This is a genomic window from Deltaproteobacteria bacterium (genome assembly GCA_016874755.1).
GTDB lineage: Bacteria > Desulfobacterota > Binatia > UBA9968 > UBA9968 > DP-20.
Map to the genome: position 1 here is coordinate 80,321 of VGTH01000013.1, position 26,168 is coordinate 106,488.

Annotated in this window: 25 protein-coding genes and 1 pseudogene; 13 read left to right on the forward strand and 13 right to left on the reverse strand. The window is 58.3% G+C overall.

Going from position 1 to position 26,168, the window contains the following annotated elements; translation table 11 throughout:
• Positions 1-36: 36 nt before the first annotated feature.
• Complete coding sequence (locus tag FJ145_10265; GenBank protein MBM4261804.1) at positions 37-1,317, forward strand: sorbosone dehydrogenase family protein; 1,281 nt, start codon at positions 37-39, stop codon at positions 1,315-1,317.
• A gap of 160 nt (positions 1,318-1,477) precedes the next feature.
• Positions 1,478-2,041, forward strand: a complete 564-nt coding sequence (locus tag FJ145_10270; protein MBM4261805.1) for a c-type cytochrome — start codon at positions 1,478-1,480, stop codon at positions 2,039-2,041.
• A 111-nt stretch (positions 2,042-2,152) separates the two neighbouring features.
• On the opposite strand, the gene FJ145_10275 is transcribed toward FJ145_10270, so the two are convergent.
• Positions 2,153-3,031 (reverse strand): DMT family transporter, encoded by an 879-nt coding sequence (locus tag FJ145_10275; GenBank protein MBM4261806.1) that lies wholly within the window; start codon positions 3,029-3,031, stop codon positions 2,153-2,155.
• On the reverse strand, positions 3,028-3,594 hold the full coding sequence (locus tag FJ145_10280; GenBank protein MBM4261807.1) for a hypothetical protein: 567 nt from the start codon (positions 3,592-3,594) through the stop codon (positions 3,028-3,030). Before FJ145_10280 ends, FJ145_10275 begins: the two co-directional genes overlap by 4 nt.
• Here FJ145_10280 and FJ145_10285 point away from each other — a divergent pair.
• On the forward strand, positions 3,546-5,165 hold the full coding sequence (locus FJ145_10285; GenBank protein MBM4261808.1) for an FtsX-like permease family protein: 1,620 nt from the start codon (positions 3,546-3,548) through the stop codon (positions 5,163-5,165). The genes FJ145_10280 and FJ145_10285 overlap by 49 nt on opposite strands.
• A 108-nt stretch (positions 5,166-5,273) precedes the next feature.
• Here FJ145_10285 and FJ145_10290 read toward each other — a convergent pair whose 3' ends face one another.
• The 5 genes from FJ145_10290 to FJ145_10310 all read right to left on the reverse strand — a co-directional run bounded on the left by FJ145_10290 (position 5,274) and on the right by FJ145_10310 (position 9,655).
• Positions 5,274-6,287 (reverse strand): LLM class flavin-dependent oxidoreductase, encoded by a 1,014-nt coding sequence (locus FJ145_10290; GenBank protein ID MBM4261809.1) that lies wholly within the window; start codon positions 6,285-6,287, stop codon positions 5,274-5,276.
• Positions 6,288-6,367: 80 nt separating this feature from the next.
• Complete coding sequence (locus tag FJ145_10295) at positions 6,368-7,306, reverse strand: LLM class F420-dependent oxidoreductase (GenBank protein ID MBM4261810.1); 939 nt, start codon at positions 7,304-7,306, stop codon at positions 6,368-6,370.
• A 120-nt stretch (positions 7,307-7,426) separates the two neighbouring features.
• On the reverse strand, positions 7,427-7,999 hold the full coding sequence (locus FJ145_10300; protein ID MBM4261811.1) for a hypothetical protein: 573 nt from the start codon (positions 7,997-7,999) through the stop codon (positions 7,427-7,429).
• An 82-nt stretch (positions 8,000-8,081) separates the two neighbouring features.
• A complete protein-coding gene (locus tag FJ145_10305) occupies positions 8,082-8,564 on the reverse strand; it encodes a cupin domain-containing protein (GenBank protein MBM4261812.1) in 483 nt (160 codons plus the stop codon).
• A gap of 29 nt (positions 8,565-8,593) precedes the next feature.
• Positions 8,594-9,655 carry an amidohydrolase gene (locus FJ145_10310; protein ID MBM4261813.1) on the reverse strand — a complete coding sequence of 354 codons (1,062 nt, stop codon included), beginning with the start codon at positions 9,653-9,655 and terminating at the stop codon, positions 8,594-8,596.
• Between the two features lie 149 nt (positions 9,656-9,804).
• Here FJ145_10310 and FJ145_10315 point away from each other — a divergent pair, with 149 nt between their 5' ends.
• From FJ145_10315 to FJ145_10350, 8 genes and pseudogenes are all read left to right on the forward strand, one after another.
• Positions 9,805-10,647, forward strand: a complete 843-nt coding sequence (locus FJ145_10315) for a tetratricopeptide repeat protein (protein MBM4261814.1) — start codon at positions 9,805-9,807, stop codon at positions 10,645-10,647.
• Positions 10,647-11,747: a tetratricopeptide repeat protein gene (locus tag FJ145_10320; protein MBM4261815.1), complete on the forward strand. Its 1,101-nt coding sequence runs from the start codon at positions 10,647-10,649 to the stop codon at positions 11,745-11,747. The genes FJ145_10315 and FJ145_10320 overlap by 1 nt, the downstream gene beginning before the upstream one ends.
• Positions 11,748-11,772: 25 nt before the next feature.
• Entirely contained in the window at positions 11,773-12,195 is a 423-nt protein-coding gene (locus FJ145_10325; protein MBM4261816.1) for a YeeE/YedE family protein, read from the forward strand.
• Positions 12,191-12,625, forward strand: coding sequence for a YeeE/YedE family protein (locus tag FJ145_10330; protein ID MBM4261817.1), 435 nt, complete (start codon positions 12,191-12,193; stop codon positions 12,623-12,625). Before FJ145_10325 ends, FJ145_10330 begins: the two co-directional genes overlap by 5 nt.
• Positions 12,626-12,705: 80 nt before the next feature.
• Complete coding sequence (locus FJ145_10335; protein MBM4261818.1) at positions 12,706-13,851, forward strand: hypothetical protein; 1,146 nt, start codon at positions 12,706-12,708, stop codon at positions 13,849-13,851.
• A 28-nt stretch (positions 13,852-13,879) separates the two neighbouring features.
• Positions 13,880-14,323: a hypothetical protein gene (locus FJ145_10340; GenBank protein ID MBM4261819.1), complete on the forward strand. Its 444-nt coding sequence runs from the start codon at positions 13,880-13,882 to the stop codon at positions 14,321-14,323.
• A 104-nt stretch (positions 14,324-14,427) separates the two neighbouring features.
• Positions 14,428-16,437, forward strand: a pseudogene (gene tgt / locus FJ145_10345) (tRNA guanosine(34) transglycosylase Tgt).
• 114 nt (positions 16,438-16,551) lie between these two features.
• A complete protein-coding gene (locus tag FJ145_10350) occupies positions 16,552-17,157 on the forward strand; it encodes a hypothetical protein (protein MBM4261820.1) in 606 nt (201 codons plus the stop codon).
• A gap of 27 nt (positions 17,158-17,184) precedes the next feature.
• Here FJ145_10350 and FJ145_10355 read toward each other — a convergent pair whose 3' ends face one another.
• Positions 17,185-18,345, reverse strand: a complete 1,161-nt coding sequence (locus FJ145_10355; protein MBM4261821.1) for a Rieske 2Fe-2S domain-containing protein — start codon at positions 18,343-18,345, stop codon at positions 17,185-17,187.
• Between the two features lie 138 nt (positions 18,346-18,483).
• Between FJ145_10355 and FJ145_10360 the strand changes: the two genes are divergently transcribed.
• The gene (locus FJ145_10360; protein ID MBM4261822.1) at positions 18,484-19,152 is read left to right on the forward strand and encodes a dienelactone hydrolase family protein; all 669 of its coding nucleotides are present in this window, start codon (positions 18,484-18,486) and stop codon (positions 19,150-19,152) included.
• A 62-nt stretch (positions 19,153-19,214) separates the two neighbouring features.
• Here the strand turns inward: FJ145_10360 and FJ145_10365 are convergent, their stop codons facing one another.
• Entirely contained in the window at positions 19,215-20,501 is a 1,287-nt protein-coding gene (locus FJ145_10365; protein ID MBM4261823.1) for a hypothetical protein, read from the reverse strand.
• Between the two features lie 189 nt (positions 20,502-20,690).
• Here FJ145_10365 and FJ145_10370 point away from each other — a divergent pair, with 189 nt between their 5' ends.
• Positions 20,691-21,776, forward strand: a complete 1,086-nt coding sequence (locus FJ145_10370) for a hypothetical protein (protein ID MBM4261824.1) — start codon at positions 20,691-20,693, stop codon at positions 21,774-21,776.
• Between the two features lie 97 nt (positions 21,777-21,873).
• Here the strand turns inward: FJ145_10370 and FJ145_10375 are convergent, their stop codons facing one another.
• The 4 genes from FJ145_10375 to FJ145_10390 all read right to left on the reverse strand — a co-directional run bounded on the left by FJ145_10375 (position 21,874) and on the right by FJ145_10390 (position 26,017).
• Positions 21,874-22,860 (reverse strand): ABC transporter substrate-binding protein, encoded by a 987-nt coding sequence (locus FJ145_10375; protein MBM4261825.1) that lies wholly within the window; start codon positions 22,858-22,860, stop codon positions 21,874-21,876.
• Positions 22,861-22,951: 91 nt separating this feature from the next.
• On the reverse strand, positions 22,952-24,016 hold the full coding sequence (locus FJ145_10380) for an ornithine cyclodeaminase family protein (GenBank protein MBM4261826.1): 1,065 nt from the start codon (positions 24,014-24,016) through the stop codon (positions 22,952-22,954).
• A gap of 7 nt (positions 24,017-24,023) precedes the next feature.
• The gene (locus FJ145_10385) at positions 24,024-25,028 is read right to left on the reverse strand and encodes an ABC transporter substrate-binding protein (GenBank protein ID MBM4261827.1); all 1,005 of its coding nucleotides are present in this window, start codon (positions 25,026-25,028) and stop codon (positions 24,024-24,026) included.
• Positions 25,025-26,017 carry an ABC transporter substrate-binding protein gene (locus FJ145_10390; GenBank protein ID MBM4261828.1) on the reverse strand — a complete coding sequence of 331 codons (993 nt, stop codon included), beginning with the start codon at positions 26,015-26,017 and terminating at the stop codon, positions 25,025-25,027. The genes FJ145_10385 and FJ145_10390 overlap by 4 nt, the downstream gene beginning before the upstream one ends.
• Positions 26,018-26,168: the final 151 nt, after the last annotated feature.

Sequence of the window (26,168 nt, forward strand, 5' to 3'; positions counted from 1 at the left end):
GCAACTCGCTAACGACCCACGTAACCAGGAGGGTTTATGAGGCCGATTCACGCTATTTCGCAGACTGTCATCGCAGCTTTCCTGCTGGCCACGACGCCGGCTTTCGTTGACGCACAAAGCACGCCGCCCCCAGCGCCGCGCGGCGATAAGCCCGCGCCCCACATGATCGAGCAGCCGACCACGGTGCCCGGGCGACCGGACATTCCCAACGCCGAAGTCGCCAAAGCTCTGCGCGGCGTGCCCTCGCCGCCGTTTCCAACCCCCGCCGACAAGCTGCAGCTTAACCAACTGAAGATGCCCAAAGGGTTCAAGATCGACGTTTATCTGAGCGGCATCCCCAACGCGCGCTCGCTGCGGCTGGGCGACAAAGGCACGGTGTTTGTCAGCAATCGCCAGCTCGACAAGGTCTACGCGATCGTCGAGCGCCATGGCAAGCGCGAAGCTAAAATCATCGCCGCTGGGCTCGACCGACCCAACGGCCTCGCCTTTCATCGCGGCACGCTCTACATCGGCGAAGGTACGAAAATTTCCAAGCTGGAAAACATCGAAGACAAAATCGACAACCCGGGCAAGCCCGTGGTGATATACGACGATCTGCCGAATCATCAATCGCACGGCTGGAAATTCATCGCCGTCGGCCCGGACAACAAGCTCTACATCAACATCGGCGCGCCTTGTAACATTTGCCTGCCACCCGAGGAAAATGCGCAAATCCGCCGCATCAATCTCGACGGCAGCGGCGCCGAAGTGTTCGCCCGCGGCGTGCGTAACTCCGTTGGCTTTGACTGGCACCCGGTTACTAAAGACATGTATTTCACCGACAACGGCCGTGATTGGCTATCGGAAGATCTGCCCGAAGATGAGCTGAACCGCGTCACCAAAGTCGGCCAGCACTTTGGCTTTCCCTATTGTCACCAGGGCAACTTCACCGACCGCGAGATGGGCTGGGGCCGCTCCTGTGACGAGTTCACGCCGCCCGTGGCGCTACTCGGCCCGCATAGCGCCGCGCTCGGCATGCGCTTTTACACCGGATCGATGTTTCCCGCCGAATATCGCAATGCCGCGTTCATCGCGCGCCACGGCTCGTGGAACCGCACCAGGAAAGTCGGCGGCGACATCGTGGTCGCCAAGTTGAACGTCGACGGCAGCGTGAAATCAGTGCAGCCGTTCATCACCGGCTTTCTCCAAAACAACGAATACTGGGGCCGGCCGGTGGACGTCCAGTTCATGAAAGATGGATCCATGCTGATCTCGGACGACTATGCCGGCGCGGTGTATCGCGTGACCTACACTGGCATGCGCACGGCAAGCCGGTAATACTTTAACGATCAAGACTGGCAATGCCGTTGCGGGGAACTTACGAAAGCGCCGGAGTTGCCCCCTTTGAAAATGGGGGATTGAGGGGGATTTTCTCTCTGTGCGCTTAAGAAAATCCCCCCCACCCCCCTTTTCCAAAGGGGGGTTACGGCTAATCGCCCTGTCGGCACTTCCTCTAATTTTCCCTCTTGCCGTCGAAAAATTCGCTTCCGCTGCCACCATCGAAGATCAACTCGCGCCGTGCACAGCCTGCCATGGCGCAAACGGCACATCGCTGCTACCGGAAACCCCTTCGCTTGGCGGCCAGCCGGCTTTTTATCTGTCAGTTCAGCTATTGATGTACCGCGAGCGCATGCGCGTGCACGAGCCAATGAACGAGATGTTGAAAGGCACTAGCGACGATCATTTGCAGCGCATGGCCGATGCGCTCTCGAAGCTGCCGGCACCACGGCCGCTAGCAGAGGCACCCGACGTTGGACGAAGCACAAAAGCGCGCGCGCTGATCGCACAGCACCGCTGCAACTTCTGCCACAATCAAGATTTCTCCGGTGAAAAAAACGCGCCGCGCCTCGCTGGCCAGCGCGAAGACTATCTCGTCAAGGCTTTGCGCGAGTACAAGAACAACAGCCGGCGCGCCTACGACACCTCGATGGCCGACGTGATGTCGGAGCTCAGCGACAGCGACATCCAAGATCTCGGGCATTATCTGGCGCGATTGCGCTAAGGGGAAGCGGGCGCGTCCATCGCACCCCTACGCTCACATCCGCGGGCAACCAACCGGCCGCCCGTGCTATTTTGCGTTCTTTGCGTTCTCTGCGGTTAAACTACCCGAACATTATTTCCATAGGCTGATCAGCGCCACGCCGCCGACGATCATCAATGCGCTGATGACGATGCGCGGCGTGACCCGCTCGACGTCGCGCAGAAACAACCAGGTCAGCAGCAAAGAGAATAGCGGCCCGGTGCTGCTGACCGGAATCACCGCCGACACTTTGCCAAGGTCGAGCGCATAGTAGATGCAGGTCATGCCGAGGCTGATCGTGATGCCGGCGGCGACAAACCACCAGAAGCATTGCCGGTTCACTTTCCAGGTCTCCTGGGTTTTCTCGACGTACCCCATGACGATCAACGAGATGACGAGCGATGAAGTCGCGGTGACCGCCGCGGCCAAGAACGGATGGGCCACCGAGGCCAAGCCAAATTTGCGCACCACCTGTGAGGCGCCTGCTAACGCCGAAGCGCCGATCGGATACCAGAGAAACATCGCCGAACCCAGGAGTTTCATCGAGCCAGTGCGCCAGGAGAGCAGTGTAATGCCGGCGATGATCATCAACGTGGCGACGACAATCGGCAGCGTCACCTGCTCGCCGAGAAAAATAATCGCCAAAATCGCGCTGAACAACGGCGTGCTGGCGCGGATCGGGTCGGTAATCGCCACGCCCAACGTATTGATGCCCTTATAGGTGAGTAAACGGGTCAACCCTGGCTGGAATAATCCAACAAGCATGAAGATCCAAGTCGTCGCTAACGCAATCTGTGCGATCGGCACGATGATCAACGCCATTGTCCAGAGGAAAACAATATTGATCAGCAATCCGAAGATCACCCCAGTTGCCGGATTGGAATGGGGCAATGCCTTTTTGGTAAAGACATTGTGCAAGGCGAACAGAAAGGCGTTCGCCAGGGCGAACAGCTCCGGTGGAATAGAACTCATCGCGCCGGATGTTCGGCAAGAATCACATCCGCCGCCTTCTCGCCGATCATGTAGACAGCACTGACGATGAAAAACCCCGGGATGCGCGGAAACACCGATGCGTCTACGACCCGCAGGCCTTGCGTGCCATGGACGCGAAAGTCGCTGGTGAGCACGCCGCCGGTTTCACGCGCGCCGATCGGACAGGTGCAAGAAGCGTGGTGCCCCCAAGCGTTGTTGCGCACGAAGTCACGCAGTTCTTCATCGCTGCGAACTCGTTCACCCGGCAACTCTTCTTGAACAATCGCGCCTTGGTTTTTTAGATCGGCCGTCATACCGCGGACAAACTTGATGCCTTCCACGACCGCATCGAGATCCTCGCCGGCGCGGTCGCTACCTTCATCAAAGTAGCGAAAGTTGATGTCGGGCGGATCCCGTGGATCGGCCGAGCGCAAAGTAACGTTCCCGGCGTTGTTCTTGGTATGCGCTTTCAGAACGATCCAGCTCAAGTAGTTCTTGTGCCGTCGCGGTGTTTTTGATTCAGAGCGTGTTCGCCGCGCTGCTCGGCTGCGCCCTCGGCGCAGCCCTCGGCGTCGGGCTGCAAGTCGTCGTTCCGCTGGCGTTTAAAGACCTCTTGCCGGTGCGCCTGTCGACGGCAGTCTTCAGTCCCTATGTTATCAGTTTCGGCATCGTCATGGGCCTGACCACCGCCGTCGCCTTCGCGCTCTTGCCGCTTTTGAGCCTACGAAAAATATCGCCGGCCCTGGCGCTGCGCGCCGCGGTGGAAAACCACCGCAGTCTGCGCGACCCAATAGTGTGGCTTATTTGCGCCGTGATCATATCGCTGATCTTCGCGTTCGCCTATTTAACCACTCACCGCTGGCTCCACGCGCTGTGGTTCACCGCCGGGGTGCTCGCTTCCTTCGCGGTTCTGACTGCGCTCGCCTGGGGGCTGGCTCGGGTGCTGCGCAAAATCGTGCCGCGCACCTGGCCGTTTGCTTGGCGCCAGGGCCTCGCCAACCTGCACCGGCCGAACAATCAAACCGTCGCCGTCATGCTCGCCATCGGCCTGGGAACATTTTTGTTGGCGACGCTCTACAACGCGCGCGCCATGCTGCTCCATCAGGTGGAAGAACGGGGCGTCAAAGGCGACGCCAATCTCGTGCTGTTCGACGTGCAGAGCGATCAACGCAAGGAGCTTGCCGCGTTATTCCAATCCTTCGGGATTCCCCGTTTTGAAGCGGTACCGATTGTGACCACACGCTTGACGGCCATCAAGGGGCGGAGCGTCGAAGAGATCCGCGCCGACAAGATGCAAGTAATTCCGGCCTGGGTCATGCGCCGCGAATACCGCTCGACCTACCGCGACCGGCTTTGGGAGAGCGAAAAACTTATTTCAGGTAAATGGCATGGGCAGGCCACGATCGAACAGCAGCCGATTCCCGTTTCCATCGAAAAAGGTATCGCCGAGACGTTAAAAGTCGGCTTGGGAGATACTCTGCAATTCGACCTTCAAGGCGTGCCGCTCGACACCCAAATCGCGAGCGTTCGCGAAGTCGATTGGCAGCGCATTCAACCCAATTTCTTCGTCGTCTTCCCCGCCGGCGTGCTCGAACAAGCGCCGCAGTTTCACGCCATGGTCACGCGCGCCAACAGCAAAGAACTCTCGGCGAAAATTCAACGCGCCGTAGTCGAGCGCTTTCCCAACGTCTCGGTGATCGATCTGACTTTGGTCTTGGACACACTGGAGTCGATCTTGGGCCGCGTTACAAGCGCGATCCGCTTTGTCGCCCTGTTCACGGTCATGACGGGCATCGCGGTCCTCACCAGCGCCATTTTGAGCCGCCGCTCGCAGCGGCTGCGCGAGAGCATTCTGCTCAAGACCCTGGGCGCGCCGCGCCGCCAAATCGCCACCGTCATCGTCGCCGAGTACCTGTGCCTGAGTTTGATCGCCTGTTTCGCCGGCGCGCTCTTGGCAACGCTAGCAACCTGGGGGCTGAGCTATTTTTTCTTCGGCACCGTGTCCGTCGTCGCGGCGCTTCCGATGGCGGCCATAACGGCCAGCGCCACGGCGATCACCGTTGCCTTGGGCGTGTTCGGCTGCTGGGGGATTTTCCAACGGCCGGCGCTGGAGGCATTGCGGGCAGAGAGCTAGCGACTTGGCAGTGTCTGGGGTTCCGGGTTGCCATGGAAGTAAATAAACTTGCAACAGCTTTCTTTCCGGCTCGCGAACCCGGAACCCGAAACACCGCCGAAAGGCGGCTCAGCGCCACGCCGGCATCACTTCTTTGGCAAACAGCCGCATCGACTTCTTGATTTCTTCATGCGGGATACCGCCATAGTTGAAGGTAACAGTTAACGTGTCGAAGTAGTAATGCTTGGCGGCGTTGTGAATGCCTTGGATCACCTGATCCGGATTGCCGTAATTATTACGGCCGGTGGCGAGCATCATGTCCCAGTCGTACTGCGCCGGCGGCGCCGTCAGGGAGCGACGGCCGATACGCGATATCTCATCGTAGCGCGTCACCGCTGCCATGCCGATTTCTTTGCCGTGCGCGGCGCTTTCGTTCACATGGGTGCGCACGTGAAATTGACAGTGGCGCGCGCTGACGTTTAACCCTGCCTCCTTCAGTCCGGCTTTCCACGCGTCGACGCCGGGCCCCACTTTCTCAGGCGGGTGGGGATGGCCAACCGTCATAATGTTGTAGCCCTGCCGCCCAGCCCAACCCAAACCCGCCATCGAAGTGCCGGCGACCCAGATGGGCGGATGGGGTTGTTGCACGGGCCGGGGATACAACGTCAGCTCTTCGAACTGCCAAAATTTTCCTTTGTGGCTCGCCTTCTCACTGCCCCAGACTTTGAGAATCACTTCGAGCGCTTCCGCAGCTAACTCACGGTCATTCTCGCGCGTCACACCAAAGACACGATAATCCATCTCGGTGTTGCCCGAGCCGATGCCAAACTCAAGCCGGCCACCCGAGATCGCATCGACCATGGCATAGTCTTCCGCCGTGTGCAGCGGATGGCGCAGCGGCAAGATCGCGATGCACGGTCCCAAGCGAATCTTTTTCGTCCGCGCCGCCGCTGTCGAAAGAAGCACCGCGGGATTTGCCACCAAACCCCCATAGCCGAGGAAGTGATGTTCGTTGAACATGAAGCATTCCCAGCCCAATTCTTCGGCCAGCTCGATCTGCTCAAGAATTTGTTGATAGTAGACATCGTAGGGTGGATCGATGTCAGGGAAGTAGGTCGTTAAGATATTTATGTAGAAGCGCACGCGCTCTGTCCTCGGAGTTTTGGGTTTCGAGTTACGAGTTTCGAGTTAAACCCAAAACCCAGAACCCAAAACAGGTTCGACTATTTAACTTTCGTCAACACGTCTTTCGCCATCCACTCCATGCGCTCCAACGTAGCTTTGGAATCGGGTTGGCGCACGTCGAAGATCATCGTGTCGACGCCGGCGTCACGATAGGCGACGATGTCGCCGGCAATGTCGTCGGCGCTGCCCATGAAGCGGCGGCGTCGGTCGGCAATTTTCAATTCCTTGTCGAACAACGAACCTTTGAGGGCGACGCGAAGCGTCTTCGGATCGCGACCGGCCTGGTGCGCGGCTTCGGCCATCACCTGCCAGTCCTTTTTGACATCTTCCGGTTCAAGCGGAATCGTCGGCACGCCGCCGATCGGATGCCAGCCGTCGCCAAGTCTTCCCGCGCGTTTCAACGCCGCCTTGCTATGGCCGCCAATCCAGATCGGAATCCCTGGCTTCTGCACCGGCTTAGGGAGAAAAATCAGATTCGAGAAATTAACGAACTTACCTTTAAATGTCGGCCGCTCAGCACTCCACAATTCGCGAAAGGCTCGAATGTACTCGTCCGTCACTTTGCCGCGCTCGCTGTACTCGGGCGCTTGCAAGTTTTCGAATTCTTCCTTCATCCAGCCGACGCCGGCGCCGACGATGACGCGCCCATTAGAAAGCACATCGAGGCTGGCGAGCATCTTCGCGGTGACGATCGGGCTACGATACGGCAAGATCATGACGCTGGTGATGAAGCGAATTTTCTGCGTCGCGCCGGCGAGAAAGCCCATCGTCATCAGGGTCTCAAGGTGGTAGCCCGTGCCGGGATACTTGCCGTCGACAGTGTAGGGATAGGGCACAGAAATGTTGGTCGGCACGATCACATGATCGGCGACCGTCAAACAATAGAAACCCAAAGCTTCGGCTTGCTGTGCAAAGCGCACTAGCTCGTCGGCCTTGACCGTGGCGCTCGACGCCGGAAGATGAAGTCCAAATTGCATATCGTGCGACCCTACTAGCCGCGTAAATACTCGTTCACCACGAGAGAAGAAAAGAGTCTACTTTCTTTCCGAACTTCGTGCTCTTTGCGTCTTCGTGGTGCAGTCAAAATTGCTCTTGGCTTAAAACGTCGCTTGAATCAACGATGCGCGCAGCCCCTGCTCTAGCATGATCGCCGCGCCGGTGCGAATGGTGCCGTCGCTCAAGACCTCGGCTTTGAGGCCGCTGCGGTGTTCCAATGCTTTGAAAATGCCGGGCAGCTTGGTGACCGCGACAAGATGGCCGCAGGGTTCGAACAACCGGATGCCGCGCATGCGCACGTCACCGACAGTGAACTCGCGGTCCAGCAGCTCGATCAGCGGCACGCCCCGGGTGACGATATTGCGCCGCGTCAGAATGCCGATCTTTGCCACGCCAAGCTCGTTAGCCGCCAGCTCCAAGACCTCGTCTTCGATTAGACTCACCGATTTGTCCGGCCGGTTGACGGCGTTCCACGAGTCGCGAAAAAAGCGGTCCCCTTCCAGCCCGCGATCTTTAAAGGCACGCACGCTCGGCAAGGAAACCATCGGTGCAGCCGACTCCGGCGCGACAAAAATTTCACTAACCCTGCCTTGCCAAGGCTTGCTGGTCGGCACATAGCCGCGCCATAGTTCGCGCGGCATTTCTTCCGGCATCGGTCGTACTTCTTGCGCCATAACGCCTCCTCAAAACGACGCCGGCCACTGATTGCTCAGTGGCCGGTGATTGCGCACATACGGTTTGGGCCCGACTCGCTGTCTATCCAGCCGAGTCCGCGAAGAAACGGTTATCTTCGATCGGCGGCACGGTCTTGTTTTCCGCCGAGTCCGCCAATAACGGCTTGCCATCCGGGCGGATACGCATTTCGACGCCGCCCTGCGGTTGGCCTTTGATGCCAGCGCCAACCCGGATCACGACGAGGTTTTCCTTGCCGGTGTTGTGATAGCGATAATAAGCGCCTTTGGGAATCATCACGCCCTGATATTTCTCCAGCTTCATCTCGTTGCCGTTTTCATCGAAGACGCTCATCTGGCCTTCGAGAACGATGAAGGAATGATCTTCGTCAAGGTGGCTGTGGATCTCGTTTTCACCGCCTTCATAATTAATCTTGGTGTGAATCCACATATTCTCAGTCTCGGCGACAAGCTGAGTGATGCGGCCCTGTTTCATATAAGGCGTTCTCAGCGAGAACTTTTGCGACTTCGGTTTTTCCGTCGGCGCGAGTTTTTTGGCTGCTTGCATGAGTATCTCCTCTCTAGAATTTAATTTCTTTAGGCGTTAACCCCGTCAACCTTTAGATGATAAAGATCGAGCACGTTTTGCCGCACCACTTTGTCGATGATCGGTTTCGGCAAATGACCGAGCTCGTCCGCGATCACCTGGCGCGAATGCGGCCAGGTCGAGGCGGCATGCGGGTAGTCGCTCGACCACATGAAATTGTCTTCGCCGAACCAGTCCATCATGCGGCCGCCCGCCGGGTCGCTAAAAAAGGTCGCGTAGACTTGGTCTTTGATATATTCGCTCGGCAGCTTCTTCATGTACGGCAGCGGCGCCTTGTGGCTGTGGCGGACGTAGTACTTGTCCCACTCGTGGGCATGGAAAGGAATCCACGCCACTTCATTTTCAACGTAAACGATCTTGAGCTTCGGAAATTTGGCCAACGGCCCACCGAAGACGAAATCGAATAGCGTGTTCGCCGCGTCGGTGAGTTTCTGGTTGACGGTCATCCGGTAAGTGTCCAAGCCGTGACGATCGAAACGGCTGTAGTTGAAACCGGTCAAGATGTGCACGTTGACCGGCATGTCGAGCTCCGAGGCCGCTTCCCAGAATGGATTGTAATAGTCACTGGTAAACGGCAAATTTTCCGGCGGCACTTGCCAGATCATGCAGCCAATCATGCCGTTCTTTTTGCAGCGCTCCAGCTCTTTGATGGCGTTGGGGATGTTGTACATCGAGATGTTCGGGATGCCGAATAAACGGCCCGGCGCCCCTTTGCAGTAATCCATCATCCAATCGTTGGCGATCTGAAAGCAGGCCTCTTGCAGCTCGGCGTCTTCCAGACAGAACAAGCGCAACCCAAAGGTTGCATAAAGCACTTCCGCGCTGACGCCGTCAACCGCCATTTCATCCAAACGCGCCTTCGGGTCGTAGCCGCCGGGCTTCTCACCGACTGCGTTGCGCGGGGGAAATTTCGGATACTTGGCGCGCAGGCTCGGGGTCAAGTTTTTGGTCCAAAGGTCTTCCGGCTCCATGATGTGGGAGTCGGAGGAGACGATCTTATCATTACCTAATACCTGTTCCGCGGTACGTTTCACCGCAGCCGGCGTGGTCATAGGGAGGTCCTCCTGTGGATCATTGTTTAATACCCGATTCTTATGCCTTTTTTGCCGGTTTGTCTAGGGAAATACCGGCACCGCGGCGGCGGCGCGGAGCCAACCAGGATGGACATTGATAGTCGCATGGGTTAAACATTTTCGAGACCATGAAAGCAACCAAGAGCATTTTCTGGAGCGTTTTTTTTCCGGCCATGGCATGGTGCGCGCTGCTGTTCGCCGCCGAAGCGCAAAACGCTTTCAACGAGGGCGTCAAGCATCACAAAGCTGGCAAACTCAAAGAAGCCATCGCCGCCTATGACCGAGCGATCAAAGCCGACGCCAAAGCGGCGGCAGCCTATCTCGCCCGCGGCACCGCCTACGCCAAGCTCGGCGAGACGTTTCAGGCGACCAAAGACTACGACGAAGCCTTGCGGCTCAACCCCGATTTGACCGACGCCTACTATTACCGCGCCACTGCCTACGCCTCCGCCAAGCAGTATCAAACCGCCCTCAAAGACTATGATGAAGCGATCAAGCGCAACAACAAATTCATCGAAGCCTACAACAGCCGCGGTTCGGTTTACGCCAAGCTGGCGCAATTTGAAAAAGCGATTGCCGACTTCAACATGGGCATCAAACTGAATCCGAAAGACGCAGACACGTACGATGCCCGTGGTCTGGCGCACCGCCGTTTGGGCAAACAGGAGCTGGCGGTCCAAGACTACAGTGAAGCGATCAAGCTCAACCCAAAGAACCCTGAGACTTATAACAATCGGGCTAACAGCCAGACGCTCCTGGGGAAATTCGATCTCGCGCTGAAGGACTACGATGAAGCGCTCAAGCTCGACGGCAAGAATGCCAAGATCTACGCCAACCGCGGCATGGTCAAGCTGCGCCAGGAAAATCGCGATGGCGCGCAGCAAGATTTCAAGAAAGCCGCCGAGCTCGACCCATCCCTGAAAGACAAGCTCGACTCCATGCTGACAATCGCGGCGACGGTAAAGAAATAATGGCCAAAACCAACGTACGGTTTCTGCCGACCCTTCGCGGTTGGCTCCGCGCTCCCGGCTCACGACTTTGCAGTGCCCTGAGCGCCGTGCTCTTTGCGCTTTCTCCGGCAACCGCCGCGCAAGTCGAAGAGCCGCTCAAAGTAGCCCTCGAATTGCACGATGCCGGCAAGATCAAAGAAGCGATCGTTCTCTATGACAATGTCATCAAGACCTACCCAAAAATGGCGGAAGCCTATTTCAATCGCGGCAACGCTTACTACGATCTTGGCCAAAACGAAGCCGCGGCCAAAGACTACAGCGAAGCGATTCGGTTAAACCCTAAAGATGCCGAGGCTTTTTACAATCGCGGCAACGCTCATCGCCGCCTCAAGCGCGATGCGCTGGCAATCAAAGATTACGACGCGGCGATCAAGCTCGCGCCCGACGACGGGCGCAGCTACGTCAACCGCGCCAGCTTGCACTTCGACGCGCGCCGCTACGAAGACGCGTTCAAGGATTACAGTGAAGCGCTGCGCGTCAACCCCAAAGACGCCGATGCCCGCTACAACCGGGCGAATTGTTTGCTCGCCCTGAATAAAAAAGACGACGCGATCAAAGACTATGACGAAGCGATCCGGCTCGACGGCAAACTGGTCGATGCCTACTACAACCGCGGCATCGCCCACGCCGATTCAAACAAATATGACAATGCCATTCGCGACTTCGATGACACCCTGCGCCTAAACCCAAAGCATGCCGAAGCCTACTACAATCGCGGGCTAGTCAAATCGCGAACCGGCAAGCGCGAAGCCGCCATCGAAGACTATAGCGAAGCGATCCGGCTCAACCCCAAGGACCCCGAAGCGCCGTTTAATCGTGCCCTCGCCTATCTGCAGTTGGAAAAGTTCGACTACGCCGCCCGCGATTTCAGTGAGGTCCTTCGCCTGCAGCCGAACAACGCCGAAGCCTATATCTACCGTGGCGTCATGCGCATCCACCAAGGCAAGGACAAAGACGCCGAAGGCGATTTTCAAAAGGCATTTCAGCTGAACCCTGGGCTCAGAAAAAAAGTGCAACCGGCGATCGACGAAGCGAAGGCTAAAGCTAAAGGAAAATCTTAAAGAGGGTCTCTCCCCTACCAAGCCCATGGCCGACGTCAATATCACCGCCGCGCTGATTGGCGGAGCGATGATTGGTTTCGCTTCCGTCATCTTGCTCGCATTCCACGGCCGTATCGCCGGTGTCTCCGGCATACTCGACGGCATCTTTAGCCACCGCTCGAAACGCGAAAAGCTTTGGCGATTTACATTCGTACTCGGCATCGTCGTCGGTGCCCACCTTTACACCTTTTTGCGTGGCACCCCACCCATGCAGCTGCAGGCCGAACGGATTCCGCTGCTGCTCGCGGGCCTCTTGGTTGGCTTTGGCACCAAGTTGGGCTCGGGTTGCACGTCGGGGCACGGCGTTTGCGGATTGGCGCGCCGCTCGAAGCGTTCTTTAGTCGAGACCCTGACGTTCATGATTGTCGCGATGATTACAGTCTATCTGCGGCGCCATATTTCTTATTAAGCAGGTTATCGTGAGTATTTTTATTGCGGGCGTCTTATTCGGCTTTGGACTGTCACTCGGCAAGATGACCGATCCAACTCGGGTGGTGGCCTTTCTCGACGTGACCGGCCGCTGGGATGCGACTTTACTATTCGTCATGGGCGGCGCCCTCGGGGTCACCCTGCCGCTTTTTCCATTGGTCACGCGTCTGGGACAACCTTTCATTGCCGACCGTTTCTATTTCCCCAGCAATATTCGAGTCGATGGGCGCGTGGTTGCCGGCGCGATCATTTTCGGCGTCGGTTGGGGCGTCGCCGGCTTTTGCCCTGGGCCCGCGCTAGCGTCCCTGAGCACGGGCTCTCCGGCCGTGATCATGTTCGTGGTGATGATGGTTGTCGGCCAGTGGCTGGCCGGCGTTTTAGACCGGCTTTTTTTCCCTTCGAACCGCTGATAACGATTCGCATATTTCCTGCAAGTTCCACTGCCTTGAAATGGCGCGCCCGATAAGCCATTCATGGCCCATGGCCATGAATGTTTCCGTCATCGAGTATCGCCATGGGTGAGACCCGCGTCGATCTCCGCCACTTGCTTGAGGACCTGCGCGACGCCTATCCCGGCTCCATCGAGGAGACCATCCTTACCGAAATTGTCGCCAACTCGCTCGACTCAGGGGCGACGCAGATTCGTTTCGATTGCGATACCGCGCAGCGCACGATGACCGCCATCGACAACGGCTCGGGCATGCAGCGGCGCGACCTGGCGCGCTACCATGACATCGCCTCGAGCACCAAGACCCGCGGCGAAGGCATCGGCTTTGCCGGCGTGGGCATCAAGCTGGGCTTGCTCGTCTGCGAGGAGGTGCTCACGGAAACCCGGCGGGGTGCAAACCATGTGGCCACCACCTGGCACATGGCTTCACGCCACCGCGCGCCATGGAAGTGGACGCCGGCGCCCGGCATGGTCGCCGAGCGCGGCACCGCCGTGCGTTTGACCGTTGATAACGCGCTGTCGCCGCTGCTCGATCCCGGTTTCTTGGAAGGAACGCTGCGCCGCCACTTTCAACCGTTGCTCGATCCAGCTTTCGATCAATCCCTCGCGCCCCACTATCCGAAAGGCATCGCGATCGCGATCAACGGCCGAACACTGGAAAAACAACCCTGGCAAGCGCCGCTACAAGCGCCGTTGGAAATTCGTCTGATGCGCAAGCGCAAGCCTTCGGCTTTTGGCTATTTGCTGCGTGACGATGCGGCTCTGCCGGAGGAGCGGCGCGGTTTGGCGATCAGCACCTACGGCAAAGTGATTCGCCGCGGCTGGGATTGGCTCGGCATGACACCATCGACACCCGAGCGCGTCGGCGGCCTGATCGAAGTGCCCGACCTGGCGGCCTGCTTGACACTGAACAAAGGCGATTTCATCCGCGTCGGCCCGCGTGGCGCGACTTACCTGGGTTTTCGCAAAGCGATTCAAGAAGCGGTGGCGCGCCAGCTCGGCGCCTGGGGCGACGAGCGCGGCAGTGTCGAAGAAGCGCCGCCGAAAGAAGTGCGGCCGCTGCAGCGCGATCTTGCCCAAGTGCTCGAAGATTTGGCGCTGGACTTCCCGTTGCTCGCCTCCCTGGTTGAACAGCGCGCCGGGGGGGCAAAAACGTTTACCGCTCGGCACCGGGGCGAAAATTCTTGACGGCGCGAGTCTAGTTGCCGCGTCTGTTATGGAACAGGCAGAAAGCTACGGCAGCACACCACCACCAAGTGGTGGCAGCACCACCGGTAATTCGGCCCCTCTCCCGCCGGCAAAACAAACGACGTCTTCACTGCAACCCGATGCCAATGGCAATTCGATCATGCTCACCGGCCAGTCCGGACCCCGCCGGCCGGCCCATTACGGGCTCGACATTCAATTTGACGATCGCCCCGACGATCCGGAAATGGGCCGCCTGGTCGAATCGACTGTGTGGATCAACCGCGCCCATCCCGCCTATCGGCGCGCCCTGGCGTCGCGGTCGATCGGGTATCATATTGCGCTCGCCGTGGCGCTGGCACTCGCGCCACTGGCGGTGGAATCGGCCCATGAGCACGGCTTCGTTACGACTTTTTTATCGCGTTGGGGCGAAGCGCTGGACAAACCGAGCGGACGAAAAAAATCGGCCCACTGAAAGAATCACCACGAAGGACACGCAGTCCGGAAAAAATATTTTGCTTGTTTCTTTTCTTACCTTCGTGATCTTCGCGCCTTCGTGGTGAAAATCGAATTTTGCAATTTACCCTTGAAAAAGAGTCCTCCCTATCCGACGCGCGCGCCGGCACTTTGCACACCGCACATGGTGTCATTGAAACGCCGGTTTTCATGCCCGTGGCGACGCAAGCCACCGTCAAAGGCCAGACCGTCGACACGCTGAAGCAAACCGGCAGTCAGATACTGCTCGCCAACACCTATCACTTGTTGCTTCGCCCTGGCCGTGAGGTTTTCGAAAAATTCGGCGGCATTCACCGTTTCATGAACTGGGATGGGCCGGTGCTCACCGACTCGGGAGGCTATCAAATTTTTTCTCTGCCCCACGCGCGCCAGATGGACGAAAGCGGCGCGCGCTTTCGAAGCTACGTGGACGGCAAGACTCACATGCTATCGCCCGAGTCGAGCATCGCCATACAGCAAGCCATGGGCAGCGATATCATGATGGTCCTCGACCAGTGCATCCCCTCCACCGCGTCCCACGCGCACGCGAAAGCGGCAATGGAGCTTACCCGTCGCTGGGCGGAACGTAGTTTGCGCGCGCGCAGCAATCCTGACCAAGCGCTGTTCGGCATAATTCAAGGCGCTTGCCATGCCGATCTGCGCCGACAGAGTGTCGCCGCTTTGCGCCAACTGCCGTTCGATGGCTTGGCCATTGGCGGTCTCGCGGTCGGCGAAACCGCCAGCCAGTGCTATGAGATGACCGAGTTGGTCACTAGCGAATTGCCGAAACAGCTGCCGCGCTATCTCATGGGCGTCGGCACGCCCAGCGATCTGCTCGAATGCGTCCACAGAGGCATCGACATGTTCGACTGCATCATACCATCGCAACTGGCGCAGCGTGGCGTGGCCTTCACTTCGCGCGGCAAGTTGCAGCTGCGCCGCACCGTCTATCGGCTGAGCGACCAATCGCTCGATCACGATTGCCGCTGTCTGACTTGCCGCCACTACTCGCGCGCCTACCTGCATCACCTGATCAAGACTGATGAAGTTCTCGGCTGGCATCTGCTGGGGCAGCACAACCTGACTTTCTATCACCGGCTCATGAGCGACATGCGCGCGAGCATTCTGCGCGGCGACTTCGCCGCATTCTATCGCAGCAAAACCAGCGAGTTACTGCTAACCGATGGCGACCATCCAACGCGCACGCCGCGCAAACCCAAGACCGCAAAAACACCGAGCTTAGGCGATTACGAAATCTACAAATCGCCGCAGGGATTCTTCAGCATCAAGCAAAAAAGCTCCGGCGAAGTCATGCATTCGGTCACCCCGCCAAGCGAAGAAGCAAACACGCTATACATCGAGCAATCGGCGCTGGCGCAGCGCTTAACTGACCCAGGGCTGGTGGATCGGGAGCTGATCATCTGGGACGTCGGACTTGGCGCGGCCACCAATGCGATGGCGGTCGTGCACTGCTTCGAAAATCAGGGCGCGGTTGACGCGCTGCGCGCCGTCAGATTGTTTAGCTTCGAGCAGGATTGCGATCCGCTAAAGCTGGCACTCAAACATTCCGGCAACTTTCCGCACCTTTGGCACAGCGCCCCGGCGGCGCTCCTGGGGCACGGCAGATGGACACACGACAACGGGCAATTACTTTGGGAATTGATCGCCGGCGATTTCTCCGACTCCATAGCGTCAGCAGAACCACCCGATTTGATCTTCTACGATCCGTTTTCTTACAAGAGCGACAACCAGCTGTGGACGGGCACAATCTTCGCCAAAATTTTTCGCCAATGCGCCGGAAAAAATACCGAGCTTTACACCTACTCCGCCTCGACACTTGTACGCGCCGCGCTATTGAGCGCTGGCTTCTTCGTTGCGCAGGGCATCGGCACCGGTCCTAAAACGGAAACCACCGTCGCTTTCAATCGAGCCGACGGCGCTGGGCTCCATCCGCTTAGACCAAGACTATTGGGCCCCGAATGGCTCCAGCGTTGGCACCGCAGCAGCGCCCAAGTTCCTACTGAGTTGGCGGCCGACGCCCGGCGTGAGATTATCGCGCGGATCGAAGGCCATCGACAATTTTCGGCGGGGTGATTGCTTCCTCTTCCTGACATCGTGTAAATGCTACAGGAATCGCTCCCAACTTCGAGGTTCTGATAGGGCGACGGACCCTCGCCCCGAGAGGTTAGTTTCGAAGGAGAAAACGCATTGAAGTATAAGCGCTATCTTGGCCTCGTTCTCGTTGCAATGTTACCGCTCGCCGGTTGCGCAACAACCTACATCAAGCCGTCCACGGTCCACAACCCCGCTCCGGCCGAAAGGCTCTCAGCGTTCGGAAGCTTTGAGCTGCAGCGTGTCGCCCTGAGCGACAGCTATTCCGATCATGAGGCAAACCTGAAAGCGGCGGCGAAGATCCAAGAATACTTCGATACCGACATCACCCCGATCGTCGCGGGCTGGAATCGCAAAGCCCCGCAAAGCCCTTCGGTGCGGACGATAGTTATCGAGCCAAGAATCGAGCACATCAAATTCATCGGCGGCGCGGCGAGATTTTGGGCCGGGCCGCTGGCCGGCAGTTCTGCCGTGCTCATGAAGATCAAATACACCGACAAGGCATCGGGCAAGCTCATCGCCGAGCCGGAGTTTCTTCAGCGCGCCGCCAGCTGGAGCGGCGCCGTCACCGTGGGCGGACAGGACAACGCAATGCTCAGCCGCATCGTCACACTGGTCGCGGATTACACCAAGCGCAACTACGATGCCGCGGTCGGCGGCCCGAGCGGAGCACCGCAAGAGTTGGTCAACGCGACTCGCTGAAGGTGCGCCTGTGCCCGTGAAAATCGTCTAGGCTGCACGCACGACACTACCTGCCGTGGTCGCTACCCGTGCGGCCGCCGCGGCATCGCGCAGAATACCTTTCGGATCCTCGCCGCGCTGCACAGATTGAACCGCCTTGCGCAGCATCGACCGAAACATCACCACGCCTCTGTCCGACGAAACCAGATGTTCCAGGCCGTGCAGCGCGATCGGCCCCTGCCCTTCCACCGCCTCTTTGTCGTCAGGGTGGCGCTGCGTGTACTCATAGCTCACATTCTTGCGGCCGGCCGGGCTTAGCTGTTCGCGGCCGGCAGTTTGGTTGTATCCGCTATCGGGAATCCAACGAATGCTCGCGCCCAGCTGGTGCTCATCGTCAACGGGCACGCACCAGGTGACCGCCTGCACGCGCTCGGTCTTGGGCTCGTCGGTATAGACCAGGTGGATGTTGAGCGGCATGATCATCTCCCAAATCAGTTCCCACCATTGGCCGGTTTCCAACTTGCGGTTGAGCACGAAGCGCATGCCCATTGAAGTTTCCTCATATTTTAATTCGTCGGGTGGAATGCCATAAGCGCGCGAGGGAAATTGCGGCGCGCTATGCAGGGTGTGCAGCCAGAACGTATGCAGCGCATCCATCAAATTTTCTTCCGCTTGCAGCCAGTTGCAATTCACCGGACCGCCGATGCGCGGCCCCATGCGCGCGGTGAGCCTGCCGCCTTGGTTTTGCCAAACATCGTAGATGGGAAACTCGGGCATCTTGTCGAGCGGTCCCATATAGGCGAAGACAAGCCCGCCGTGCTCACGCACCGGATAGGCGGGATGTTGTATCTGTTTGAGAAACGGGTTGTGCGCCGGCTCAAGCGGCATCTCCAGCACGTTGCCTTCAACATCGTAGAGCCAACCGTGGTAGCAGCAGCGCAGACCGCGTTCTTCGACGCGGCCGTATTCGAGCGACGCACCGCGATGGCTGCAGCGAAAAAACAACAAACCGGCGCGCCCTTGACCGTCGCGAAAGGCGATCAAATCTTCGCCGAGGAGGCGCACCATTTTCGGCAGCTCCTGCAAATCACTGGAGAGGCACGCTGGCTGCCAATAGCGGCGCATCAACTCACCGCAGGGCGTGCCCGGACCGACACGCGTCAGCTCGGCAGCCGGTTCAGGAACTTTCAATCCGTAGGCGCTTTTCATCGCTTGGGCCCTCCGTTGTTCAAGCGCTCGATCCTATGCCGATGGGCTAACGGCCTGTCAAGCGAATTTAACAAACCTCGTTGACTTGATACGCCGCAATACACTAAAAAACTTTTACCAATCTAACGGAGGTATACCATGGGACAGATGGTCACGTTCAAACGGCCGGATGGCAGCGACACCAACGGCTACCTGACAACGCCAGCGGGCAATCCTAACGCGCCCGCGGTCGTGGTTATTCAAGAGTGGTGGGGGCTCAACGATCAGATCAAAAGCGTCGGCGACCGCTTCGCCGCGCTCGGCTACCGTACCTTGGTGCCCGACTTGTACAAAGGCAAAGTCGCGCTCGACGTAGCGGAAGCGAAGCACATGATGACCAATCTAAACTTCGGCGATGCCGCGACCCAGGACGTGCGCGGCGCCGTGCAATATTTGAAACAGTCAGGCGGCAAAGTCGGCGTGGTCGGCTTCTGCATGGGCGGCGCGCTTACCGTGCTGTCAGCCATGTATGTGAAAGAAGCCAACGCCTGTTCATCGTGGTACGGCTTTCCGCCGGAACAAGCCGGCGACGTCAAAACCATCACCACGCCGCTGCAGCTCCACTTGGCGGAAAAAGATCAGTCATTTACGCCGGAAGCGGGGCGCGCGCTCGAAGGCAAGCTACGCGAAGGTAAGGTGCCCTTTGAGTCCCATTGGTACGACGCCGGCCACGCCTTCTTCAACGAAAAAGGCCCCAACTACAACGCCGATTGCTCCAAGTCAGCCTGGGAGCGCACCACCGAATTTTTCGCGAAGAATCTAAAGTAAGTTCGCAGCCCGACTGAACGAAGGGCGGGAACTCTTTCCCGCCCTTTTACTCTGTCAGAATCCTATCGCCGCCGATTAGTAGTCGAGGCAGCGGCCATCGCCACCGGCTTGGCTTCTTTAGGTCGGAGCAGCGCGACAAGGGTATCACGCTCTTCTTGGAATCGCTTTAAGTCCTTGCGCGTCAGCACGGGAGTGGGAATGTCAAAGGCGAGAGAATCGATGCGCTCGTCGTTACGTGAGAATTCGAAATGCAAGTGCGGCCCCGTGGCGTATCCGGTTTGACCGACGTAGCCAATCACTTCGCCGGCTTCGACCTTGGTACCCTCGGCAATATGATCCGACGCCAATGACAAATGCGCGTACGCCGACGCGTAGCCGCCGCCGTGCTTGATGCGCACCAGGTTGCCATAGCTGCCCTGCGATCCGACGTACTCGACCACACCGGGACCGATGGCGTGCACCGCAGTTCCCTCCACCGCAACGTAATCGATCGCTTCATGCGGCCGCTCAACGCCGGTCAATGGATCCGGCCGCGCGAGGTCAAAGGTGGAAGAAATTCGTTCGTATTTCACCGGGGAGTCTAGGAACGCGCGGCGTAAGGACACTCCGCGCGAATCATAGTAGCCGCCGCTGCCCAACAAATCGCGAAAATAAAAGGCCGTCATCGGCCGCCGGCCCACGACTAACGCCGCTGCGATAATGCGCCCGCTGACGCGCCTGCCGTCTTCATAGATCCGCTCTTCAAAAGTCACCGCAAATTCGTCGCCGCGCCGGCTCTGGGTGAGCAGATCGGCATCGCGCTCGAAAATTTCGACTAGCTGCAAAATCAACTCCTCCGGCAAACCCGCGGTTCTGACGCTACCCGCGAAGTCCCGCACCACTCTGCCGCGCACGGTGCGGCTCGCCTCAATCTCCTCGATGCGCCGCCGTTCGATGTGCCAACCGTCAGCGATCGCGGTGGCCAGCACGGCGTGCTCCTGTGAAAAAAATTCCAGTGCCCGAACGCGCCTCTCGGCGCCGCCGACCACGAGATCGAATCGTTGAACCGCTGGAGCATCCTTGAAGTTCACCGCCCACCAAATTTTCCCGATCAACTGCTGCGCCAATGAAAGCTCAACCCCGTGGCGCTGCAGCACAGCCATCAAGCCTTCGCTGCGATCGACCTTGATGGCAATGCGCTGCTCACTCGTGCGTGCGAGATTGGCGACGGAAATGTCCTCCGGCAGCAAATTCGCTGGCACGGTGAAACACAATAGCGAAAGACAACTTAAGCTAAGCAGGAGCAGCGCTCTATAGGAAATGCCCTCGGGCTTCGAGCGCGGCTGGCGCGTAGGTTTTCCCGGATTCATGGCGGACACCGACGGACTCACGGTTTTTACAAGACCCGGCCTGTAAGGTCAACCGATTTTGCAAAAAAACTGACCGGCGTTTATTCGCGTCCCGGAGTCGTCACTTGCCGTTTTGGCATTTTTCTTGACAGCCGATCCCCCCTGCACTAACGTCGAGCCCAAAGACGGCTATCAAGGAGGGAATCGCGCATGGACAAACGCTTTGCGGTCATCGATGCTGACGCTCACGTGATTGAGACCGAGCACACCTGGGACTACCTCGACGAATCCGAGCGCAAGTACCGGCCCAAATTATTTTCCACTCCCGAAGACGCCACCCGGCAATACTGGGTGATCGACGATAAAATCGCCGGCTTTCGCTTTCCGACTTTGAACGAGCGCGAGCTCCATGCCTTGGCCGAGCGCGCTGGGCGCAATTTCGAAACGCCGCAGGCGGCGCGCCAACTCGACGACGTCGAGCTCCGCCTCAAGCATATGGACGAGCTGGGTATCGACATTCAGGTGCTGCACAACACTTTCTGGATCGAGCAGATCACGACCCGGCCCAAGGTGGAAGTCGCGCTGTGCCGCAGTTGGAACCGCTGGCTTGCCGATATCTGGAGAAAAAGCCATGGCCGGCTCTTTTACTCTGCTGTGGTGCCGGTGATGGATATCGACGCGGCGGTGGAAGAAGTCAAATTCGCCAAAGACAATGGCGGCGTCGCCGTCTGCATGCGGCCGTTGGAAGGCGAGCGGCACTTGTCCGATCCAAGCTTCTACCCGATTTACCAAACCGCGAGCGATCTCGATCTCTCCATCGCCGTGCACATCGCTAACGGCAACCCGGAGAACGCCGATCTTTATCGCCTGGCGCCGGCGGGCCGCTTCGCGCAGTTCCGTGTGCCCACAGTGACGGCATGCTTCGATGTCATCATGAGCCACATGCATGAAACTTTTCCCAAACTCCGCTGGGGCTTCATCGAGGCGTCATCGCAGTGGGTGCCCTGGCTGGCCCGCGAAGCGGCCATCCGCTATAAAGTTCAAGGCCGGAGTTTTCCGAAAAATGTTTTCGAAGAGCACAATATTTTCGTTACCTGCCAAACCAACGACGACGTGCCCTATGTGATCACCTATGCCGGCGAGAATCGCCTGGTGATCGGCACCGACTACGGCCACACCGATCCATCCAGCGCAGTGACGGCGTTGAATGAATTTCAGCGCATGGAAGGCGTCGACGCGAAGATCAAAGAAAAGATTCTCTGCGACAACGCCAAAACGTTGTACGCATTGAATTAGGATTTAAGAACACCTCGCGCAAAGGCGCAAAGGCCGCAAAGAAAATAATTATCCTTGGCGTCCTTTGCGCCTTTGCGCGAGGCATTCCGAATATTCTTCACCTCAACCTGTCGAAGAACTTTTCCTTCTCCAGCTCACGTAGCAAGCTCAAGTCGATAAAGTTCTCCGGTTTGGCATTGGCCGCCTGGGGCATTTTGCTGTACTCGTCCAGCACCGCTCTGACTTCGTCGAGCGTCGGATAGGGCTTGGGCTGAAAAAAGCGCGCGGCATATTGATAGCCCTCTTCGAGCACGTCGGCGTCGCTGATGCGCATGTATTTCCTGAGCACGTTGATCGCCGTGGCCTTCTGACTGCGAATCGCATGGATGCCCTCGATCTCACCGCGAATAAAGTTAAGCGCCGTGGCGCGGTTGCGCGCGATGAACGATTTGGTCGAGGCAATCGCGACGGCGGGATATTTGTAATCGAGGCTTTCAAAATCTGACAACTCTTTGAAGCCGGTTTTCTTAGCGACCGTCAGCGCCGGTGGTGAGATCGAGCCCCCGGAGATGGCTCCGGCTTTCATCGCCGTTACCAGCTCCGGAATCCCGCCGATCTGCACGATGGTGACGTCTTTCGCCGGATCGAGGCCAAGCTTGCGCAGATAACGGCGAATCACCAGATCGCTCAGCGCGCCGAAGCGGCTGACGCCCAGCCGCTTGCCGCGCAGATCGTCGGCCGTCTTGATATCGGGCGTGACCACCAGGCTCTGCGGAATAAGCGGCACGAGGGTCAATAAATTAACCGTGTCCGCACCCTGCAGCGCGGCTTGGATCGTGCCGTTGCCGCCAAGCTGGATCATCGGCGTCTCACCCGCGATCAGCGCCGCGGTGATCGTCGCGGCGCTGCGGATGAGAACCAAATCGACATCAAGGCCATATTTTTTGAAGTGCCCGCCTTCATAGGCCATCCACGTCGCCAGCGACCAGGAGCTTTCCGCGGAGTAGGCGGCGCGCAGCTTGCTAAGCTGCGCCGACGAATTGCCGCAGAATAGCAGAGAAACCAGCAAGATTGACAGCGAAAAACACCCACGGATACGTAGCATCTTCCCTCCGAAAGCTTAAAACTGTTTTAGGGTTTCTGTCTTCCGACCCTGAACTTTGAACCTGGAACTTTGAACGGCGAGCGCAGCTCGCCTAATACCCCTCTCCCCACCTAATCTCCACCCCAAGTTTCTTCTCCCGGGCGCGCGTGAGAATCAAATCGGCAATCGCCAACTCGGCAATGCCCTGGCCGCCGTTATTTTTAAATACGGTAATGTCCGTCGCGTTCGATCGCCCCTTCCTTTGCGCGCCGACGATTTCGCGGAGCTCAGCCACATCCTCCCATTTCAATAGACCTGCCTGCACTTGATCGTAAATATCGCCCTGCTGGTCTTGGACTGCCAACTCACGCGATGCGATGCCGATAACCGCGGCATGTTTTAGCGTCGCGTCGTCGAGCTCGCGCCGTTTTTGCGCGATCACCCCAGCCTGGACCATGCCCACGTTGCTGCCGACGATCGAAGTCACATGGACGCCCTCGGGAAGTGATACTCCGTCAAACGCCGGCACATTCGTGTTGGTGGCGGCCACGACTATGTCGGCGCGCGGCATGGCTTCGTTGACGGCATTGACCGCTACGATATCGAGCTTTAGCGCTTCAGCCATTTCATTGGCGAACTTCTCGCGGTTCGCTTTCGTCGGACTGAACACATAAACGCGACGCAACCTGCGAATGGCCCGTATCGCCAGCAAATGATTGCGCGCTTGCTTGCCAGAACCAAGCAGCAGCAATTCGCTCGAATCCGGGCGGCTCATCCACTTCGTCCCCACGGCGCTGATCGCACAGGTCATGAGATCCGAAGTCCTCAGCGCCACCCCTTCTTGGGTCAATCCGCGCTGGGTCGAGGAAAGGATCATTGCCACGGGGGCCGCGGTCTTGGTATCGAACAGCACGTCGACGAGTGGACTGCGCGATGGATAGGTCTGGACGCCGCCATTGACGGCGAGAATCTCGCTCTGAATACGCAAGCCGATGGTCTGCCGCGAGGGCAGCGCCGCCGGCATGGTATTTAACCGTGCGTCGCCGAAATGGAGCCGACGCCGCGTCAAATTGATTGCAGCATGCTTGCCCCAGTCGGCAAACGCTTTTTCCACCGCGCCGACGGCTTCGGCCATCGACAGCAGCCCTTCAACTTCTTCGGGGCGGAGAATCAGCATCGGTCGCCTAACGATAAAGCTGTTTCAGAACTCCGTCGCGTTCCAAGCCGCGCAGGATAGTGTCGTCATAAAAGTCTTCCGCGCGAATGCTCTTGACCCTCGGGTCGCTGCCAAGGCTCTCCAACCCCATGCGCATGCCATTCGCTGTTGGGTAGGGCATTTTGGGCAGTCTCTGGGCAGCGTATCGATAGGACTCGTCAACTATCGCGGCATCGTGAATACGCAAACGCTGCGCGATTACTTGTTTGGTAAAGGGCTCGTCGCTTTTGAAGCGGCCGATCGCCTGCACATAGGCTGCCAAGAAACGCCGAACCAGATCCGCCTGACTCAGCAAAGTCCGCTCGGTGACCACGATGCTCGACCCGGGGTACTCAAAACTTGCGTCCGATGCAATGTCAGCGATTTCTCTGAACCCTGCCCGCTTTGCCAGAGAAATCGTCGGATAGGAAATGATGCTGGCCTGTACGGTTCCAGCTTGCAAACCCGCAAAGCTCGCAATCGCATCTCCCAATTGCAGGATCGCCACGTCTTTGTCCGGCACCAAGCCGTGCTTACGCAACAGATAGCGGATACCGAAATCGGTATTGCTACCGTAACGTGAAACGCCGATGCGCTTGCCCTTCAGATCGGCCATGGTTCGGATATCTTTGTGCGCCATCACCGACAGGGCCAACGTATTGAAGCTGACGGCGACGATCTTGATGTCGGCGCCGGCCAAGCGCGCACTGAGTGGCGCCGCCCCACCCACCTGAGCAATCTTGATATCGCCGGCGAGGAGCGCCTGGATCATCTTCGAACCCGCGCCGACGAAAACCAGCTCGACGTCAAGGCCCTGTTGCTGAAAGTAGCCGCCATCTTTGGCAACCCAGACCACCGCTTGATTTCCAGACGGAGAGCTCCAACCGGTGACGACTTTCTGCAACGACTGACTCGACGCCGATCCCGCGCACAACAATAGGATCGCGACGACTCCCAACAATTCGGATGCGTACTTACGACACAAATGGTTCATTGCTTATACAGCTTTTCGATGAAGCCTTCCTTTTGCAGCTGCAAGACCAGGCTTTCATCCACCACGTCCTCGAATTTCAAACTAAACCCCGGTCGCCGCAAGAGCGCTTCTTTGATCTGTATCTCCATGCCTTCGCGGGTCATCAGCGGCACACGCTCATAGATCGGCTCGTTGCCGACGTAGGAGCCTTCCAGAAAACCTTCATCAGTCTGTTTGGCGTACTTGGCCAACAACCGCTTGCTTTCCTCTTTGCGCGTCTTGAAAAAATGGGTGCCTTCGATCAGCGCCATCAGGATGCGCCTGACGGTCTCGCGGTTGCTCACCAGGTAGCTCTTAGTCGTGGTCAAACAAGCGTACGGAAACGGCAGGCTTTTTGGCAATTGGGCGGTGGTGATGATGACGCGGTGGGGAATGCCCTTTGCGAGATGGATCACACCTGGGGGCGAAGGAAAGCCCGCAATGCGCCCGCCGCGAAACGCGGCCACACGCTCGGCGCCGCTGCCGCTCTGCACCATCGCCACATCCTTGTCCGGCTCCAACCCCAATCCCCTGAGCAGCACCCGCGCTGCCACGTCAGACGCGCTACCGATGCGCGCGATACCGATCGCCTTGCCTTTCAAGTCTACCGGTAACTTGATCGATTCTTGGACGACCAATTCATAGGGCAGCGTGTTGATAAAGCTCGCCACCGACACCAGGTTGGCCCCCGCCACCGCCGCGGCAGCGATGGCGCCGCCGGAGCCGTTACCGGCCCGCACTGAACCGCCGATCAGCGCATTCATCACCGTGCTCGAGCTCGGAATGTAAATCGACTCCACGTCGACGCCGTATTTCTGAAACATCTTGCGATCGTGGGCGATATACCAGTTGGCATTGGGCGCCTCCACCGAGCTGTAAGAAATAACCACGCGCTCCTGGGCGTACGCTCGAAAACCCACGAAGGCGAGCGTCACAAGCAAGAACCGCAACCAGCCGAGACGCATCTTCATCGCCACCTCCAGACAAGTCGGTTAAAATCTTACTCTCAAATTTCTCGCCAAGGCGCAAAGCCACCGAGTTGGAAAATTACGTTTTCGAGTTCTCAACATACGCTCATTTTTCCGAGCTTAGCGCCCTCTGCGCTTTTGCGGGAGAACGGCC

Coding starts and splice junctions, on each gene's coding strand:
- FJ145_10340 (MBM4261819.1), top strand. CDS start 13,880: ATGGAACAGGCAGAAAGCTACGGCAGCACACCACCACCAAGTGGTGGC.
- FJ145_10265 (MBM4261804.1), top strand. CDS start 37: ATGAGGCCGATTCACGCTATTTCGCAGACTGTCATCGCAGCTTTCCTG.
- FJ145_10360 (MBM4261822.1), top strand. CDS start 18,484: ATGGGACAGATGGTCACGTTCAAACGGCCGGATGGCAGCGACACCAAC.
- FJ145_10375 (MBM4261825.1), bottom strand. CDS start 22,860: ATGCTACGTATCCGTGGGTGTTTTTCGCTGTCAATCTTGCTGGTTTCT.
- FJ145_10320 (MBM4261815.1), top strand. CDS start 10,647: ATGGCCAAAACCAACGTACGGTTTCTGCCGACCCTTCGCGGTTGGCTC.
- FJ145_10310 (MBM4261813.1), bottom strand. CDS start 9,655: ATGACCACGCCGGCTGCGGTGAAACGTACCGCGGAACAGGTATTAGGT.
- FJ145_10325 (MBM4261816.1), top strand. CDS start 11,773: ATGGCCGACGTCAATATCACCGCCGCGCTGATTGGCGGAGCGATGATT.
- FJ145_10305 (MBM4261812.1), bottom strand. CDS start 8,564: ATGCAAGCAGCCAAAAAACTCGCGCCGACGGAAAAACCGAAGTCGCAA.
- FJ145_10390 (MBM4261828.1), bottom strand. CDS start 26,017: ATGAAGATGCGTCTCGGCTGGTTGCGGTTCTTGCTTGTGACGCTCGCC.
- FJ145_10355 (MBM4261821.1), bottom strand. CDS start 18,345: ATGAAAAGCGCCTACGGATTGAAAGTTCCTGAACCGGCTGCCGAGCTG.
- FJ145_10385 (MBM4261827.1), bottom strand. CDS start 25,028: ATGAACCATTTGTGTCGTAAGTACGCATCCGAATTGTTGGGAGTCGTC.
- FJ145_10335 (MBM4261818.1), top strand. CDS start 12,706: ATGTTTCCGTCATCGAGTATCGCCATGGGTGAGACCCGCGTCGATCTC.
- FJ145_10370 (MBM4261824.1), top strand. CDS start 20,691: ATGGACAAACGCTTTGCGGTCATCGATGCTGACGCTCACGTGATTGAG.
- FJ145_10365 (MBM4261823.1), bottom strand. CDS start 20,501: ATGAATCCGGGAAAACCTACGCGCCAGCCGCGCTCGAAGCCCGAGGGC.
- FJ145_10295 (MBM4261810.1), bottom strand. CDS start 7,306: ATGCAATTTGGACTTCATCTTCCGGCGTCGAGCGCCACGGTCAAGGCC.
- FJ145_10380 (MBM4261826.1), bottom strand. CDS start 24,016: ATGCTGATTCTCCGCCCCGAAGAAGTTGAAGGGCTGCTGTCGATGGCC.
- FJ145_10315 (MBM4261814.1), top strand. CDS start 9,805: ATGAAAGCAACCAAGAGCATTTTCTGGAGCGTTTTTTTTCCGGCCATG.
- FJ145_10275 (MBM4261806.1), bottom strand. CDS start 3,031: ATGAGTTCTATTCCACCGGAGCTGTTCGCCCTGGCGAACGCCTTTCTG.
- FJ145_10300 (MBM4261811.1), bottom strand. CDS start 7,999: ATGGCGCAAGAAGTACGACCGATGCCGGAAGAAATGCCGCGCGAACTA.